General features: G+C 71.9%; 15 protein-coding genes. 7 read left to right on the top strand and 8 right to left on the bottom strand.

From position 1 onward, the window contains the following. Window positions 1-64: 64 nt before the first annotated feature. On the bottom strand, window positions 65-1,117 hold the full coding sequence (locus tag ACF062_RS34170; protein ID WP_392143458.1) for a hypothetical protein: 1,053 nt from the start codon (window positions 1,115-1,117) through the stop codon (window positions 65-67). A gap of 78 nt (window positions 1,118-1,195) precedes the next feature. Next, window positions 1,196-2,179, bottom strand: a complete 984-nt coding sequence (locus tag ACF062_RS34165) for a hypothetical protein (RefSeq protein ID WP_392143457.1) — start codon at window positions 2,177-2,179, stop codon at window positions 1,196-1,198. Window positions 2,180-2,260: 81 nt separating this feature from the next. Between ACF062_RS34165 and ACF062_RS34160 the strand changes: the two genes are divergently transcribed. Both ACF062_RS34160 and ACF062_RS34155 read left to right on the top strand, forming a co-directional pair. Next, the gene (locus ACF062_RS34160; protein ID WP_223773374.1) at window positions 2,261-2,719 is read left to right on the top strand and encodes a DUF4442 domain-containing protein; all 459 of its coding nucleotides are present in this window, start codon (window positions 2,261-2,263) and stop codon (window positions 2,717-2,719) included. A 125-nt stretch (window positions 2,720-2,844) separates the two neighbouring features. Beyond that, on the top strand, window positions 2,845-3,516 hold the full coding sequence (locus ACF062_RS34155; RefSeq protein ID WP_392143456.1) for a DedA family protein: 672 nt from the start codon (window positions 2,845-2,847) through the stop codon (window positions 3,514-3,516). A gap of 1 nt (window position 3,517) precedes the next feature. Here the strand turns inward: ACF062_RS34155 and ACF062_RS34150 are convergent, their stop codons facing one another. Then, window positions 3,518-4,051 carry a gamma carbonic anhydrase family protein gene (locus tag ACF062_RS34150; protein ID WP_223778919.1) on the bottom strand — a complete coding sequence of 178 codons (534 nt, stop codon included), beginning with the start codon at window positions 4,049-4,051 and terminating at the stop codon, window positions 3,518-3,520. 158 nt (window positions 4,052-4,209) lie between these two features. Here ACF062_RS34150 and ACF062_RS34145 point away from each other — a divergent pair, with 158 nt between their 5' ends. Continuing rightward, window positions 4,210-4,956 (top strand): acyltransferase, encoded by a 747-nt coding sequence (locus ACF062_RS34145; protein ID WP_392143455.1) that lies wholly within the window; start codon window positions 4,210-4,212, stop codon window positions 4,954-4,956. Between the two features lie 71 nt (window positions 4,957-5,027). On the opposite strand, the gene ACF062_RS34140 is transcribed toward ACF062_RS34145, so the two are convergent. After that, window positions 5,028-5,891 (bottom strand): EamA family transporter, encoded by an 864-nt coding sequence (locus ACF062_RS34140; protein ID WP_392143454.1) that lies wholly within the window; start codon window positions 5,889-5,891, stop codon window positions 5,028-5,030. 104 nt (window positions 5,892-5,995) lie between these two features. On the opposite strand from ACF062_RS34140, the gene ACF062_RS34135 reads away from it, so the two are divergent. Both ACF062_RS34135 and ACF062_RS34130 read left to right on the top strand, forming a co-directional pair. Next, window positions 5,996-6,580: a helix-turn-helix domain-containing protein gene (locus ACF062_RS34135; protein WP_392143453.1), complete on the top strand. Its 585-nt coding sequence runs from the start codon at window positions 5,996-5,998 to the stop codon at window positions 6,578-6,580. A gap of 20 nt (window positions 6,581-6,600) precedes the next feature. Beyond that, window positions 6,601-7,161 carry a YbaK/EbsC family protein gene (locus ACF062_RS34130; RefSeq protein WP_392143452.1) on the top strand — a complete coding sequence of 187 codons (561 nt, stop codon included), beginning with the start codon at window positions 6,601-6,603 and terminating at the stop codon, window positions 7,159-7,161. 5 nt (window positions 7,162-7,166) lie between these two features. On the opposite strand, the gene ACF062_RS34125 is transcribed toward ACF062_RS34130, so the two are convergent. Beyond that, entirely contained in the window at window positions 7,167-8,339 is a 1,173-nt protein-coding gene (locus tag ACF062_RS34125; RefSeq protein WP_392143451.1) for an acyl-CoA dehydrogenase family protein, read from the bottom strand. Further along, window positions 8,336-9,532, bottom strand: a complete 1,197-nt coding sequence (locus ACF062_RS34120) for a CaiB/BaiF CoA transferase family protein (RefSeq protein ID WP_392143450.1) — start codon at window positions 9,530-9,532, stop codon at window positions 8,336-8,338. Before ACF062_RS34120 ends, ACF062_RS34125 begins: the two co-directional genes overlap by 4 nt. Before the next feature lie 319 nt (window positions 9,533-9,851). Between ACF062_RS34120 and ACF062_RS34115 the strand changes: the two genes are divergently transcribed. Continuing rightward, on the top strand, window positions 9,852-10,601 hold the full coding sequence (locus tag ACF062_RS34115) for a GNAT family N-acetyltransferase (protein WP_392143449.1): 750 nt from the start codon (window positions 9,852-9,854) through the stop codon (window positions 10,599-10,601). Beyond that, window positions 10,598-11,446 carry a lysophospholipid acyltransferase family protein gene (locus tag ACF062_RS34110; RefSeq protein WP_392143448.1) on the top strand — a complete coding sequence of 283 codons (849 nt, stop codon included), beginning with the start codon at window positions 10,598-10,600 and terminating at the stop codon, window positions 11,444-11,446. Before ACF062_RS34115 ends, ACF062_RS34110 begins: the two co-directional genes overlap by 4 nt. A 166-nt stretch (window positions 11,447-11,612) precedes the next feature. Here ACF062_RS34110 and ACF062_RS34105 read toward each other — a convergent pair whose 3' ends face one another. Together ACF062_RS34105 and ACF062_RS34100 are read right to left on the bottom strand one after the other, a co-directional pair. Then, window positions 11,613-12,653 (bottom strand): chitinase, encoded by a 1,041-nt coding sequence (locus ACF062_RS34105; protein WP_392143523.1) that lies wholly within the window; start codon window positions 12,651-12,653, stop codon window positions 11,613-11,615. Between the two features lie 175 nt (window positions 12,654-12,828). Beyond that, window positions 12,829-13,284, bottom strand: a complete 456-nt coding sequence (locus tag ACF062_RS34100) for an Lrp/AsnC family transcriptional regulator (protein ID WP_392143447.1) — start codon at window positions 13,282-13,284, stop codon at window positions 12,829-12,831. Between the last annotated feature and the right edge of the window lie 102 nt (window positions 13,285-13,386).

Raw genomic sequence — 13,386 nt, 5'->3', positions numbered from 1 at the left:
CCGCCGGGGTCGCCACGGGGCCGCCGCCGACGGGAAGAACGTACGGAGAAAGCGGCGGAAAGCGTCAGGATTCCGTCGGCTCGCCGTGGGTGCGCACCGTGCTGAGGATCTTCATGACCGTCTCCTCGGGTATCTCGTCCTTGACCCCGCGCGCTCCGTAGAGGCTCCACGCGACGTAGTCGCCCGCGGAGTTCTTGAAGCCGAAGGTGATCGCCTTGCCGTCGGAGGCGCACTTGCCCGTCTGGGGCGTGTTCGTGGACTCGGCGCGGGCGATGCTGCCCTTGATGCCGGCCTTGGTGGTGTACGGCTGCGCCTTCTCGTCGGAGCTGAAGCTCTTCTTGTCCGGCTGGGTGTAGCCGGCGTAGACCCACCAGGCGACCTGGTTGACCGCGACCTGCTCGGTGTTCTTCGCGCCCTTGGCGCCCTTGGTGCCGACGGCGGCGAGTTCGTGGTCCTCGCTCCTGCCGTCCTTGTCGTCGTCGGTGACGCACCACTCGGGCTTGAGGTACGCGGGCGCCGACATCGTCATGAGCGGCTTGCCGGTCTTGACGTCCTCGAAGGCGATCGCCGAACCGGGGTTCTGCACCTCCCACTCGGGCGGCACGTCGAAGGCCGTGCCCCACCTGGGGTTCACCACGACGTGCCAGCCCTTGATGGTCGGCTTCAGGCCGTCGTCCGTCCCGCGCTCGCTGTCGTCGCCGTCGTCCGGAGCGGCGCCCGGGCTCTCGGGGGCGGCCTTCGAGGGGGAGCCGGAGCCGGCCCGGTCGTCCTTCCCGGCCTTCCCGTCCTTGTCGTCGCCGAGGAGCAGGAATCCCGTCACGCCCGCGGCGACGACCACGGCGGCGGCCGTCACGAGAGAGATGACCTTGACCTTGCCGCTGCCCCTGCCCCCGCCGTCCGGAGCCTGCGGGGCCCCGGACGGGACGGTCGGCGCGCTCCACTGCCCCTGGGGATGGGGATGGGGATGGGGTGCGGCCGGCTGCTGATAGGGGTTCGGTGCCTGATAGCCCGGCTGCTGATAGGGGTTGGGCTGCTGGTACCCCGGCTGCTGGTACGGGTTCCGGCTCTGGTCCTGCGGGTTCTGCTCGCCCCCGGGCGGCTGCTGTCCTGGCCACATGGCCGCACACGATACGGGGGCCGCCCGCTGAAGATCACATCGCCCCGGGAGGCCGGGGACGGCGGCCCCGGGAGCGGCTCAGTCCTCGGCCATCTCGTACTCGCGCACGGTCGAGAGGATCTTCCGCACGGTCGCGTCCGGGAGTTCCTCCCGCACGCCCTTCGCGCCGTGGAAGGACCAGGACGCGAACTTGCCCGCCGAGTCCTTGAAGGCGAAGACCGTGGCCTTGCCGTCGGAGTCGCACTTGCCCTGCTTGTCGACACCCGCCGAAGTGGCGCTCGCCAGGCTGCCCTTGAGACCCGACTTCGTGGTGTACGACTCCACGGGGCCGGTGGTGACCTTCTTCCTGTCGGGCTGCGTGTAGGCGCCGTAGACCCACATGGTCGCGTCGTGCCGTGCGATCTGCTCGGTGCTCTTGGCGTCCTTGTTGCCGCGGGTACCCGCCGCGGCCAGCGGTACGTGGTCCTTGACCCCGTCCTTGTCGTCGTCGCTCGCGCACCACTTCTCCTTGAAGTAGGCGGGGGCGGCGTAGGCGGCGAGGAACGGTGCCGATTCGTCGTCGGCGTCCTTCTCTTCCACGTATCCGCCGGCCCAGTCCCTCGATTCCAGGGACCACTCGGGAGGTACGTCGAAGGCGATGCCTCGCTTCGGGTTCACCACGACCTTCCAGCCGGGCACGGTCGGGCCGGGGTCGGCGCCCGCGCGGGGGTTGTCGGCGGAGCCTGACGCGGAAGGCTTCGCCGGGCCGGGCTCGGCGGAGGCGCTCGTCTCGTCCTTCGCGCTCCGCTCGTCTTTGTCGCCGCCGAGGAGCAGGACCCCGGTGACGCCCGCGGCGACCACGACGGCAGCCGCCGCGGCGAGGGCGATCACCTTGGTCCGTCTGCCGTTGCCGCGCGGGGGCTCGGGGGCCCCGCCCCGCGACTCCCCGGGCATGGTGGGCGCGTTCCAAGGGGCCTGCTGCTGATAGGGGTTGGGCTGCTGGTACCCCGGCTGCTGGTACGGGTTCCGGCTCTGGTCCTGCGGGTTCTGCTCGCCCCCGGGCGGCTGCTGTCCATGCCACATGGGCGTCCACGATAGGGGACGGTGATCTCCACGGCGGAGGGCCCTGGTCATTCAACTCTACTCATGGGTAACATCGCCGCCATGAGCGCAGACCAGATGTCGATCGGCGAGATGCTCGCCGCCACGGTGCCGATGGCCAGGACCCTGAACCTCGAGTTCCGTGAGACCGCGCCGGACAAGGCCGTGGTGGCCCTGCCCGACCAGAGCGAGTACCACAACCACGTCGGCGGCCCGCACGCCGGCGCCATGTTCACGCTGGGCGAGTCCGCGAGCGGGGCCATCGTCCTCGCCGCGTTCGGCGCGCAGCTCTCCCGCGCCGTGCCGCTCGCCGTCAGCGCCGAGATCGCGTACAAGAAGCTCGCCATGGGTGCCGTGACGGCCACGGCGACGCTCGGCCGCCCGGCGGCGGACGTGATCGCCGAACTCGACGCCGGCCAGCGCCCCGAGTTCCCGGTCGCCGTCGAGATCCGGCGGGCGGACGGCGCGGTCACCGGCGAGATGACCGTCCTGTGGACCCTCAGGCCCAACGACCCCAGCTGACGGAAGCCGGGCGTGAGCGGCGTCGTTCCATTCGCGTGGGGCTTGACCGGTAGGCTGCGCGGGCGTGCGTCGCTCAGGGGCGCGTATGCCGGGGGCAAGCACTGGGACTATGGGAGGAACCGGCGTTGCACGTCCAGGAGTGGCTGGAGCAGGTACCGGCCGTCAGTATCTACGCGCTGGTGGGAATCGTCATCGGGCTGGAGAGCCTGGGCATCCCGCTGCCCGGCGAGATCGTCCTGGTCTCCGCGGCGCTCCTGTCCTCCCAGCACGGTGAAGTCAACCCGGTGATCCTGGGCGTCTGCGCCACCGCGGGCGCCATCATCGGCGACTCCATCGGGTACGCCATCGGCCGCAAGGGCGGCCGGCCGCTGCTGGCCTGGCTGGAGCGGAAGTTCCCCAGGCACTTCAGCGCGGCCAACGTCGCGACCTGCGAGCGGTCCTTCCAGAAGTGGGGCATGTGGGCGGTCTTCTTCGGCCGCTTCGTCGCCCTGCTCCGCATCTTCGCCGGTCCGCTCGCGGGCGTCCTGCGCATGCCGTACTGGAAGTTCCTGATCGCCAACGTCCTCGGCGGCATCGTCTGGGCCGGCGGCACCACCGCCGTCATCTACTACATCGGCGTCGTCGCCGAGGACTGGCTGAAGCGGTTCTCCTACCTCGGGCTCGCCATCGCCGTGCTGATCGGCGTCGGCTCCATGCTGTTCATCAAGCGGCGGGCGAAGAAGGCGGCCGCCGAGGCGGAGGCCGCGGCCGCCGGGCCCGTGGCGGCCGAACCGCAGCCCGTCGGCGTCGGCGACTGAGTCACTCCGCGGCGTGCGCGTCGCGGTGGGCCCTGGCCAGTTCGACGTACAGCGTGCCGTTGAGCGTGATGCCCTCGCGCTCCTCGTCCGTGAGCTGCCTGCGCACCTTGGCGGGCACGCCCGCGACGAGCGAGCCCGGGGGCACGCGCATGCCCTGCGGTACCAACGCCTGCGCCGCGACCAGGGAACCGGCCCCGATCACCGCGCCGTTGAGTACGGTCGCGCCCATCCCGATCAGGCTGTCGTCCTCGACGGTGCACCCGTGCAGGACGGCGTTGTGCCCGACCGAGACGCGCTCGCCGATGCTGATGGGGAAGCCCGGGTCGACGTGCAGGCTGCAATTGTCCTGGATGTTGCTGTCCGCGCCCACGACGATGGGCCCGCAGTCCGCGCGCAGCACCGCGCCGTACCAGGCGCTGGCCCCGGCGTGCAGCGTCACCTCGCCGAGCACGACCGAGGTCGGCGCGGTGAACGCCTCCTGGTCGATCTTCGGATCCTTGCCGCCGATGCCGGTGATGAGTGCCTCGTGGCCCATCGACTCGCTCCCCGCTTCCATGACGTCAGTCTTCCGTGGTGTCCGTGGTCCCGCGCCTGACGGCACCGTACGGGACGAGGTGGCGCACACGGCCGGGTGGGGTGAAGATCACAGGTCATGGACCTGCGGGGGCCGGTGGCACTGAGTAACGTGAGCGCGTGCCGAAGAACAGGAACACGTTCTCATCCCTGACCGCCGTGCCGCGCCGCCTCGCGCAGCGCGCGGTCCACTCGGGCTGGGCGTGGGCGCAGCGCACGGGCGCGGTGACCGCCGCGCACCCGGGCCGGCTGCGGTTCGGCGCGATCGGCGAGGGCACGAAGCTCGCCTTCCCGCAGGGCACGGTCTTCGGCGAGCCGTGGATCCGGCTCGGCGACCACTGCATCGTCGGCGAGCACGTCACGCTCACCGCGGGGATGATGCCGGACCTCGACCTCGGCCCCGACCCGATCCTGCGCATCGGCAACGGCGTCGTGCTCGGCCGCGGCAGTCACGTCATCGCCGATACGACGGTGACGATAGGCGATGACTGTTACTTCGGGCCCTATGTGTACGTGACGTCCACCAACCACTCCTACGACGACCCGCACACGCCCATCGGCAAGCAGTGGCCGCGGATGGACCCGGTGGAGATCGGGTCCGGGTGCTGGGTGGGTACGGGTGCGGTGATCCTGCCGGGGGCGCGGATCGGGCGCAATGTCGTCGTCGCCGCGGGGGCGGTCGTGCGGGGTGAGGTTCCCGACCACGCGGTGGTGGCGGGGGCGCCGGCGCGGGTCGTGCGGACGTGGGACGCGGAGATGGGGTGGCAGCCGCCGTTGCGGACGCCCGCGCCGGTTCCCATCCCTGAGGGGGTTACGCCGGAGCAGTTGATCGCGCTGGGGGAGATGCGGGAGATGGGACAGGGGTAGGCCGGTGGGTTTTCGGCCGCGGGTTGTGTGGGGCTGGTCGCGCGGTTCCCCGCGCCCCTGGCGGGGCCGTGTCAGCTGGCCAGCAGTACCGTTCCCACCAGTGCCAGTCCCGCTCCCGCCGCCTGGATTCCCCGCAGCCGTTCCTTCAGCACTGCCCGGGCCGCCAGCGCCGTGACCACCGGGTAGACGGAGGAGAGCACGGCGGCGACGGTGACCGGGCCGTTCTGGGCCGCCATCGAATACGTGCCGTTGGCCGCGACGTCCGCGAGGCCGACGAAGGCGAGGGCGGGCAGCATCGCCCACAGCACGCCCATCCCGGAACCCGCCGGGAGCGCGGCGCCGCCCCGCTTCACGGAGACGTAAAGGGCCGCGCCGCCCGCCGCCACGTTCGTCACGCGCTGCACGAAGAGCGCGAGGAACAGACCGGTGAGACTGCTCGACGCTTCGGCGATCAGCGCCATGACGCCACCGAAGCCGAACGCGGCGAGCAGGGTGAGCAGGACGGCCTGACGCTGGACGGGCGCGCCGCGCAGCTCGGGGCCGCCCGCGAGGAGGATGCCCGCCACGGCCACGGCGATGCCCGCGAACTGCGCGAGCCCGGGCCGCTCGCCGAGGAGCAGCCCGACGCCGACCGGCACGGCGACGCCGAGCGAGCCGAGCGGCGAGACGACACCCATGGGACCGAGGGCGAGCGCCTTGTAGAAGGCGAGCATGGCGACGGGGCCGACCAGGCCCGCGCCGACCGCGAACCACAGCTGCGGCCCCCACTCGGTCCACCCGCCGGTCGCGAGCACGACGGCGCCGAGCACGACCACGGCGATCGTCTGCGAGGCGACGACGACCGTGAGGGCCGGCACGCGCCGGGTCAGCAGTCCGCCGCCGAAGTCGGCGAGCCCCCACAGCAGACTCGTGGCCAGGGCGAACAGTGCGGTCATGGAGAAGCCTCGCAGTACAGTGTGGTGAACCATCGGGAACCATCAGGTGCACCACACGGTAGTTCAGTATCGTGAACTGTGTCATTCAAAATATTGGACGGAATGTGTCGGACCTCGACCAGCTGACCCAGTCGCTCGCGCGCAACCTCAAGCGGTGGCGCAACGAGAGAGGCTTCACCCTTGACGCCCTCGCGGCCCGCGCCGGGGTGAGCCGCGGCATGATCATCCAGATCGAGCAGGCCAGGACCAACCCCAGCGTGGGCATCACGGTGAAGCTCGCGGACGCGCTGGGCATCAGCATCACCACGCTCCTGGACTACGAACAGGGCCCGCACGTCCGCCTCGTACCGCCGGAGCAGGCCGTACGCATGTGGTCCACGGAAGCCGGCAGCAGTACCACGCTCCTGGTCGGGGCCGAGGCGCGCGGCCCCTTCGAGCTGTGGTCCTGGCACCTCGTGCCCGGCGAGGGCAGCGACTCCGACGCGCATCCGCCGGGCACCGTCGAGCTGTTGCACGTCTCGCGGGGCGAGCTGACGCTCGTCGTGGACGGCGCCGAGCACGTCGTCGCGGCTGGGGCGGCCGCCACCTTCGAGGCCAACGTGCCGCACGGTTACCACAACAGGGGCGCCGAGCCGGTCGAGCTGACGATGTCGGTCTCGGTGCCGCCCGCCCACGCGTCCTCATACTGACGGCTGTTACCGTGCCGCCAATGCGAGCTCCTCTCGGTGATTTCGACGTCGTCCACCCCGCTTCCGAGGTCCTCGACCTGCTGGCCGCACCCGTCGCGCGAGCCGTACGCGGCTGGAGCGGACCCGTCCCGGCCGACGAGCTGATCCACGTCGACACGGACCCGGCGTGGGCCGACACCGCCACGTTCCTTGAGCACTACGGCCCCGAACTGCTCGACCGGTCGGCGAACTGCGTGGTGGTGGCGGGCAAGCGGGGCGGTGGGACCACGCTCGCCGCGTGCGTCGTGCCGTCCGGCGCGCGGGTGGACGTCAACGGCGTCGTACGCCGCCAACTCGGCGCCCGCAAGGCGTCGTTCGCGCCGATGGACACGGCCACGGGCGAGACCGGCATGGAGTACGGCGGCATCACGCCCATCGGGCTGCCCGCCACGTGGCCGCTGCTGGTCGACGCCGTCGTCGCCGATCTGCCGCACGTCCTCGTCGGCAGCGGCCGCCGCCGCGGCAAGCTGATCGTGCCGGGCAAGGCCTTCGCCTCACTGCCGAACGCGGTGGTCATCGAAGGGCTCGGCACCGTCGCCTGAGCGGTTCAGGTGTCCAGGCCGCCGCGTTTGACGAGTTGACGAGCGATCACATTGCGCTGGATCTCGTTGGTCCCCTCGCCGACGATCATCAGCGGGGCGTCGCGGAAGTAGCGTTCGACGTCGAACTCGGTCGAGTAGCCGTTGCCGCCGTGGATGCGGACCGCGTCCAGCGCGATCCGCATGGCCGTCTCCGACGCGAACAGCTTGGCCATGCCTGCCTCCATGTCGACGCGCCGTCCCGCGTCGGCCTCCCGGGCAGCGTGCAGGGTGAGCTGGCGGGCGGCGGAGAGTGAAGTCGCCATGTCGGCGAGGTAGTTGCCGATGGACTGGTGCCGCCAGATCGGCACGCCGAACGACTCGCGCTCCTGGGCGTAGCGCAGCGCGTCCTCGAACGCGGCCCGCCCCACGCCGAGCGCGCGGGCGGCGACCTGTAACCGCCCGGTCTCCAGGCCCTTCATCATGTGCCCGAAGCCCTTGCCCTCGACGCCACCGAGCAGCGCGTCGGCCGGTGCGCGGTAGTCGAAGAAGGCCAGTTCGCAGCTCTCCACGCCCTTGTAGCCGAGCTTCGGCAGGTCGCGGGAGACGGTCAGGCCGGGGCCATGCTCGACGAGCAGGACGGAGATGCCGCGATGGCGGGGCCGCGCGTCCGGGTCCGTCTTGCAGAGCAGCGCGATCAGCTGGGAGCGGCGGGAGTTGGTGATCCAGGTCTTCGCGCCGTCGATCACGTACCCGCCGCCGTCCTCGTCGCGGCGCGCGACCGTGCGCAGCGCCTGGAGGTCGGAGCCGCCGCCCGGCTCGGTCAGCGCCGCCGTCGCGCGCACCGCGCCCGTGGCCATGCGGGGCAGCCAGCGCCGCTTCTGCGCGTCGGTGCCGAAGTGCGAGAGCAGCTTCGCGACGACCGTATGGCCGCCCATCGCGCCCGCCAGGCTCATCCAGCCGCGCGCCAGCTCCTCGGTGACCAGGACGTAGCAGGAGGTGGAGACGGGGGTGCCGCCGTACTCCTCGGGGACGGCGAGCCCGAAGAGGCCGAGCTCCTTCATCTTCTCGATGAGCGCCTCAGGGTAGGTGTCGGAGTGCTCCAGTTTCCGTACGACCGGCCTGACATGGCGGTCGACGAAGTCCCGCACGGTCGTGACGGCCAGCTGCTCGTCGGGCGGGAGGGTGTCCAGGGCGCTCACCGGCAGACCCCCTCGGCGAGCAGCCGGGCGATCTCGTCCGGGCCGCGCCCCAGCTCGGCGAGGATCGCCTCGGTGTGCTCGCCCGCCGCCGGCACCGGGTCCATCCGCGGGGCCACGCCGGAGAGGTCCGCGGGCGGCAGCAGCGCCTGGACGGGCGACGGCGCCCCCGGCACCCGTACGTCCCGCCAGCGTCCGCGCTCGGTCAGCACGGGGTGGTCGAGGAACTCATGGACCGAGTTGACGCCCGCGTTGGCGATGCCCGCCCGGTCGAGCAGCTTCATCGCCTCGTCGCCGCCGAGTTCGCCGAAGCGTACGGCGATGATGGCGTCCAGGGCCTCCCGGTGCGCCACGCGGTCGGAGCCGGTGGCGAACCGCGGGTCGTCGGCCAGCGCGGGACGGCCGAGGAACTCCCCGCAGAACGCGGCCCACTCGCGTTCGTTCTGCACGGACAGCAGGACGTCCTTGCCGTCGGACGCGGTGAACGGGCCGTACGGCGCGACCGTCGCGTGCCGGGCGCCGACGCGGGGCGGCTGGGTGCCGCCGTACCGCGTGTAGTAGGCGGGCTGGCTCATCCACTCGGCGAGCGCGTCGAAGAGCGAGACCTCCACGGCCGGCGCGCGCCCGGTCGTCGCCCGCGTGAACAGGGCCGACAGGATGCCGCTGTACGCGTACATCCCGCCCGCGATGTCGGCCACGGAGATGCCCACGCGCACCGCCTCGTCCGGGGTGCCGGTGAGCTGGAGCAGCCCCGTCTGGCACTGCACGAGCAGGTCGTACGCCTTGCGGTCCGCCCAGGGGCCGTCCGTGCCGTACCCGCTGACGGTGCAGGGGATGAGGGAGGGGTGGCGCGCCTGGAGCTCCTCGGCGCCGAGACCCATGCGGGCGGCGGCCCCCGGGGCGAGGTTCTGCACGAACACGTCCGCCCTCGCGAGCAGCTCCTCCAGGAGCTGCCTGCCGCACTCCGACTTGAGGTCGAGGGTGAGGGACTCCTTGGAGCGGTTGAGCCAGACGAAGTAGCTGGCCTGGCCGTGCACCGTGGTGTCGTACCGCCGCGCGAAGTCACCGCCGCCGGGCCGCTCGACCTTGATGACGCGCGCGCCCAGGTCGGCGAGCTGCCGGGTGGCGAAGGGCGCGGCGACGGCCTGCTCAAGGCTGACGACGGTGATACCGGCGAGGGGGAGGGGAGGTGGCATGCGGCGTTTGTACGGCCTGACCTGGGGGCGGGTCAATGGGGGCCGCCCGGGGTGGGCGCCGCGGCGGCCGGAAGAGGCCGTATGGCGGGGACGGTCGGCGGTCGGCGGGGGTGTCGGTGGCCGGGGGTGAGGCCCCCTGCCCGTTCTGGACGCGCGCCGGACGTACGACCGACGCGCGCCTGAAGCGCGAAGTTCAGCCGGTGCCGTCACCGTGCTGAACGTGCCGCGGCGAACGGTCCGCCACGCAGCGTCCCCCCGTCCCCCGTCGTCCCCCCCTCTCCCGTCTGTGCTCACCCCACGAACCGAGAACGGAAGTGTCATGCCCTCGACATCCCTCGTTTCGACGGTCACCAGCTCATACGTCACCTCCCTCGCGGACACCACCGAACAGATCAGGGCCGCCCAGCGCCTGCGCCACCGCGTCTTCGGCGAGGAGCTGGGCGCGGCGCTCGACACGCCGCTGCCCGGCCACGACGTCGACGCCTACGACGATCTCGCCGACCACCTCATCGTCACCGACACCTCGACCGGCGAGATCGTCGGCACCTACCGGCTGCTTCCCCCCGGGCGTACCGAACACTCCTACTCCGACGGCGAGTTCGACCTGCGCGCCCTCGACCGCCTGCGGTCCTCGACCGTCGAGGCGGGCCGCTCCTGCGTCCACCCCGACCACCGCTCCGGGGCCGTCATCAACCTCATGTGGTCCGCGCTGGCCCGCTACGTCCTGCTCTCCGGCCACCGTCACCTGGCGGGCTGCGCCTCCGTGCCGCTGGCCGACGGCGGGCGGGCCGCGTCCAGCGCCTGGCTGCTCGGCACCGCCAAGCACGCCGCGCCCCCCGAGCTGCGCGTGCACCCCCGGCGCCCCTGGACCCCCACGGGCCCCGCCCCGGAACGCCCCGCCTACGCCGACCTGCCGCCCCTGCTGCGCGGCTACCTCCGCCTCGGCGCGTGGATGTGCGGAGCCCCCGCCCACGATCCGCAGTTCGACGTCGCGGACTTCTTCGTACTCCTCGACACCGAGCGGCTCAGCGCACGGCACCGCCGCTACTTCCTTGGGGAGGGCGCGTGACGAGCCCCTGGGCGCTCGACCGCGGCTGCCCGGCGAGCTGTGCCGCCGCCCCGGACGCGCGCGTGCCGGTGACCGAACTGGCGCGGCGGTACGCGGCGTTGACGTACGTCCTGACGCGCGCCGCCGCGCGGGGCGACCGGCTCGCGGAGCCTCGCGTGCTGCGCGGGGAGGCGTGTGCGGTGCTCTCCGCGCTCGGGGTGCGGGTGGCGGTGGGGGGCAGCGAGCGGCTCGGTGCGGGGCTCGCGGGGCGGCTGAGTGTGCCGGACGGTTCCGGCGTGGGCACCCTGGTCGTGGCCAACCACGTCTCCTGGCTGGACGTCGTCGCCCTGCTCGCGGTCGAGCCCGTGCGCGTCCTCGCCAAACGGGAGGTGAGCCGCTGGCCGCTCATCGGCACGCTGGCCCGGCGCGCCGGCACGCTGTTCATCGACCGGGACGGAAGCCCTCGTCAACTCCCCCGTGACGTGCGGGCGTTGTCCGCGTGTCTGCGCGGCGGCACCTCCGTCCTGGTCTTTCCACAGGCGACGACCTGGTGCTCCGCGGCGGGCGGGCGCTTCCGGCGGGCCGCCTTCCAGGCCGCGGCCGACGCGGGCGCCCCCGTGCGCCCGGTGACGGTCACCTACCGGGAGGGCGGCTCCCCCAGCACCACGGCCGCCTTCCTCGGCGACGAGGACTTCACCGCCTCGCTGCGCCGCGTGACCGCCGCCCGGCGCCTGAGCGCGCGGATCACGGCGCACGCCCCGCTGCGGGGCACCGACCGGCGGGAGCTGGCCGCCGCCGCGCAACTGGCCGTCAGCGGCGGAGCCGTGCCCTCACCAGCCCCTGAGCGGCGGATGGTTGACCAGTAGGGCGAGCCCGGCCCGGGCCGCGAGCCAGTACCGTGCGCCCCGGCCGGGAAGCAGCGCCGCGGCGGGCAGGAGCAGTGTGGCGAGCGGCAGCCGGAGCCCCGCTACTGGGTGTGGGCCAATGGTGGCCGGGCTCATCCTCGGCGACCGACCCCGGTGGGCGCTCACGTCACCGGTCCGTAAGAACCGCGGGCGCCGCCGGAGCCGCGATCCGCTTGAAGTTGTCGCCGAACGTCCACCCCTTCGAGCCGTCCCAGTTGATGGACCACGTCATCAGGCCCTTGAGGGCGCCGTTGTACGTGTTCCACGCCTGGGCCACGAGGCTCGGGGACATGTGGCCGCCGCCCGCGCCCGGTTGGGCGGGGAGGCCCGGGACCTGTTTGTCGTAGGGGACCTTGATGGTCGTGCCCTGGATGACCAGGCCCTTGTTGAGGCAGTCGGTCTGCGCGGTGAAGCCCTGGACGGTGCCGGCGGAGTAGGAGTCGCCGGAGCAGCCGTACATGCTGCCGTTGTAGTACTGCATGTTGAGCCACCACAGGCGGCCGTTGTCCGCGTACTTCTTGATGATGGGCAGATACGCGCCCCAGATCGAGCCGTAGACGACGCTGCCGCCCGTCACGTACGCCGTCTCGGGGGCCATGGTCAGGCCGAAGTTCGCGGGCATCCGGGCGAGGACGCCGTCGATGATGCGGACGAGGTTGGCCTGGGAGGGGGAGAGCTGGTTGATGTTGCCGCTGCCCACGAGGCCGGTCTCGATGTCGATGTCGATGCCGTCGAAGTTGTACTTCTTCAGGATCGGCACGATCGTCTCGACGAAACGGTCGGCGACCCTGCTGGAGCTCAGGTCGATCCCGGCCGTCGCGCCGCCGATGGACATCAGGATCGTCGCGCCGGCCGCCTTGGCCCGGCACATCTCGGCGGGCGTCGCGACCTTGACCGTCGCGTCCATGCCGTCCTCCCACAGGACGGTGCCGTCGGAACGGATCACGGGGAAGGCCGCGTTGATCACGTTGTAGCCGTGTTCGCGGATGCGGGAGTCGGTGATCGGGGTCCAGCCGAAGGGCGGGTGCACGCCGTTGGCCGCGCCGTCCCAGTTCTCCCAGTAGCCCTGGAGCACCTTCCCCGCGGGCTTCGACTTGACCTCGCAGGTGTCGGCCAGGGGCGTGGAGGGGGCCGCCGCGGCGGCCGGCAGTTGTGCGGCACAGGCCAGGGCCAAGGCGGCCCCCAGCAGGCGTAACGTCCGACCGATCACGCTGTGCTCCTTGGGGAGAGGGAGGACTGGGGGCGAGGAGGCGTGCGTGTGCGAAGCGTCACAGTAGGAAAGTCCAGACCTGTCGTCAATAGTCTGTACCAAGGGGGAGTTGGGGAGCGGGTGCGCTCCTTGGTCAGCCGTCCACCGGCAGGCCCTCTGGTTCCTTGATCCGCTTCATGATGATCTGCGAATTGACCTCCGTGACCCCCGCCAGCGCCGTGAGCCGCTCGATCCACAGGCGCTCGTACGCGGCGAGGTCCTCCACGGCGATGCGCAGCAGGCAGCCGGGGCTCCCGAACAGGCGGTACGCCTCGATGACGTCCGGGATCTCCTGGAGCGCCGCCTCGAACGCCTCGACCGTCTCGCGGTCCCGCCGCACCTCGATGGAGACGAGCACCTCGAAGCCCCGGCCGACCGCCTCGGGGTCCACGACCGCGCGGTACCCCTGGATCACACCGTCCAGCTCCAGCTGACGCACCCGCCGCATGCACGGCGACGCGCTCAGGCCGACCCGCTGGGCCAGCTCCTGGTTGGTGAGCCGGCCGTCCCTCTGGAGCTCACGCAAGATATTGCGATCGATCTCGTCCATGGCGCAATTATCCACCCTGAAATGGCGCTGTGCCCGGGGAACAGGGCAAACACATTGCGCGGTGTTCGAACTATCGTTGCGTCGAGGATGCCCGCCGCTCGG

Origin of the sequence: Streptomyces sp. NPDC015345, from assembly GCF_043078805.1 — a bacterium.
Taxonomy (GTDB): domain Bacteria; phylum Actinomycetota; class Actinomycetes; order Streptomycetales; family Streptomycetaceae; genus Streptomyces.
The sequence above is the reverse complement of the archived record's forward strand: the minus strand, read 5'-3'. Positions and strand labels throughout refer to the sequence as shown.

Excerpts from the sequence above, each read along its gene's own strand:
- ACF062_RS34140 (WP_392143454.1), bottom strand. The coding sequence starts at position 5,891 with ATGACCGCACTGTTCGCCCTGGCCACGAGTCTGCTGTGGGGGCTCGCC.
- ACF062_RS34120 (WP_392143450.1), bottom strand. The coding sequence starts at position 9,532 with ATGCCACCTCCCCTCCCCCTCGCCGGTATCACCGTCGTCAGCCTTGAG.
- ACF062_RS34115 (WP_392143449.1), top strand. The coding sequence starts at position 9,852 with ATGCCCTCGACATCCCTCGTTTCGACGGTCACCAGCTCATACGTCACC.
- ACF062_RS34150 (WP_223778919.1), bottom strand. The coding sequence starts at position 4,051 with ATGGGCCACGAGGCACTCATCACCGGCATCGGCGGCAAGGATCCGAAG.
- ACF062_RS34160 (WP_223773374.1), top strand. The coding sequence starts at position 2,261 with ATGAGCGCAGACCAGATGTCGATCGGCGAGATGCTCGCCGCCACGGTG.
- ACF062_RS34165 (WP_392143457.1), bottom strand. The coding sequence starts at position 2,179 with ATGTGGCATGGACAGCAGCCGCCCGGGGGCGAGCAGAACCCGCAGGAC.
- ACF062_RS34170 (WP_392143458.1), bottom strand. The coding sequence starts at position 1,117 with ATGTGGCCAGGACAGCAGCCGCCCGGGGGCGAGCAGAACCCGCAGGAC.
- ACF062_RS34130 (WP_392143452.1), top strand. The coding sequence starts at position 6,601 with ATGCGAGCTCCTCTCGGTGATTTCGACGTCGTCCACCCCGCTTCCGAG.
- ACF062_RS34100 (WP_392143447.1), bottom strand. The coding sequence starts at position 13,284 with ATGGACGAGATCGATCGCAATATCTTGCGTGAGCTCCAGAGGGACGGC.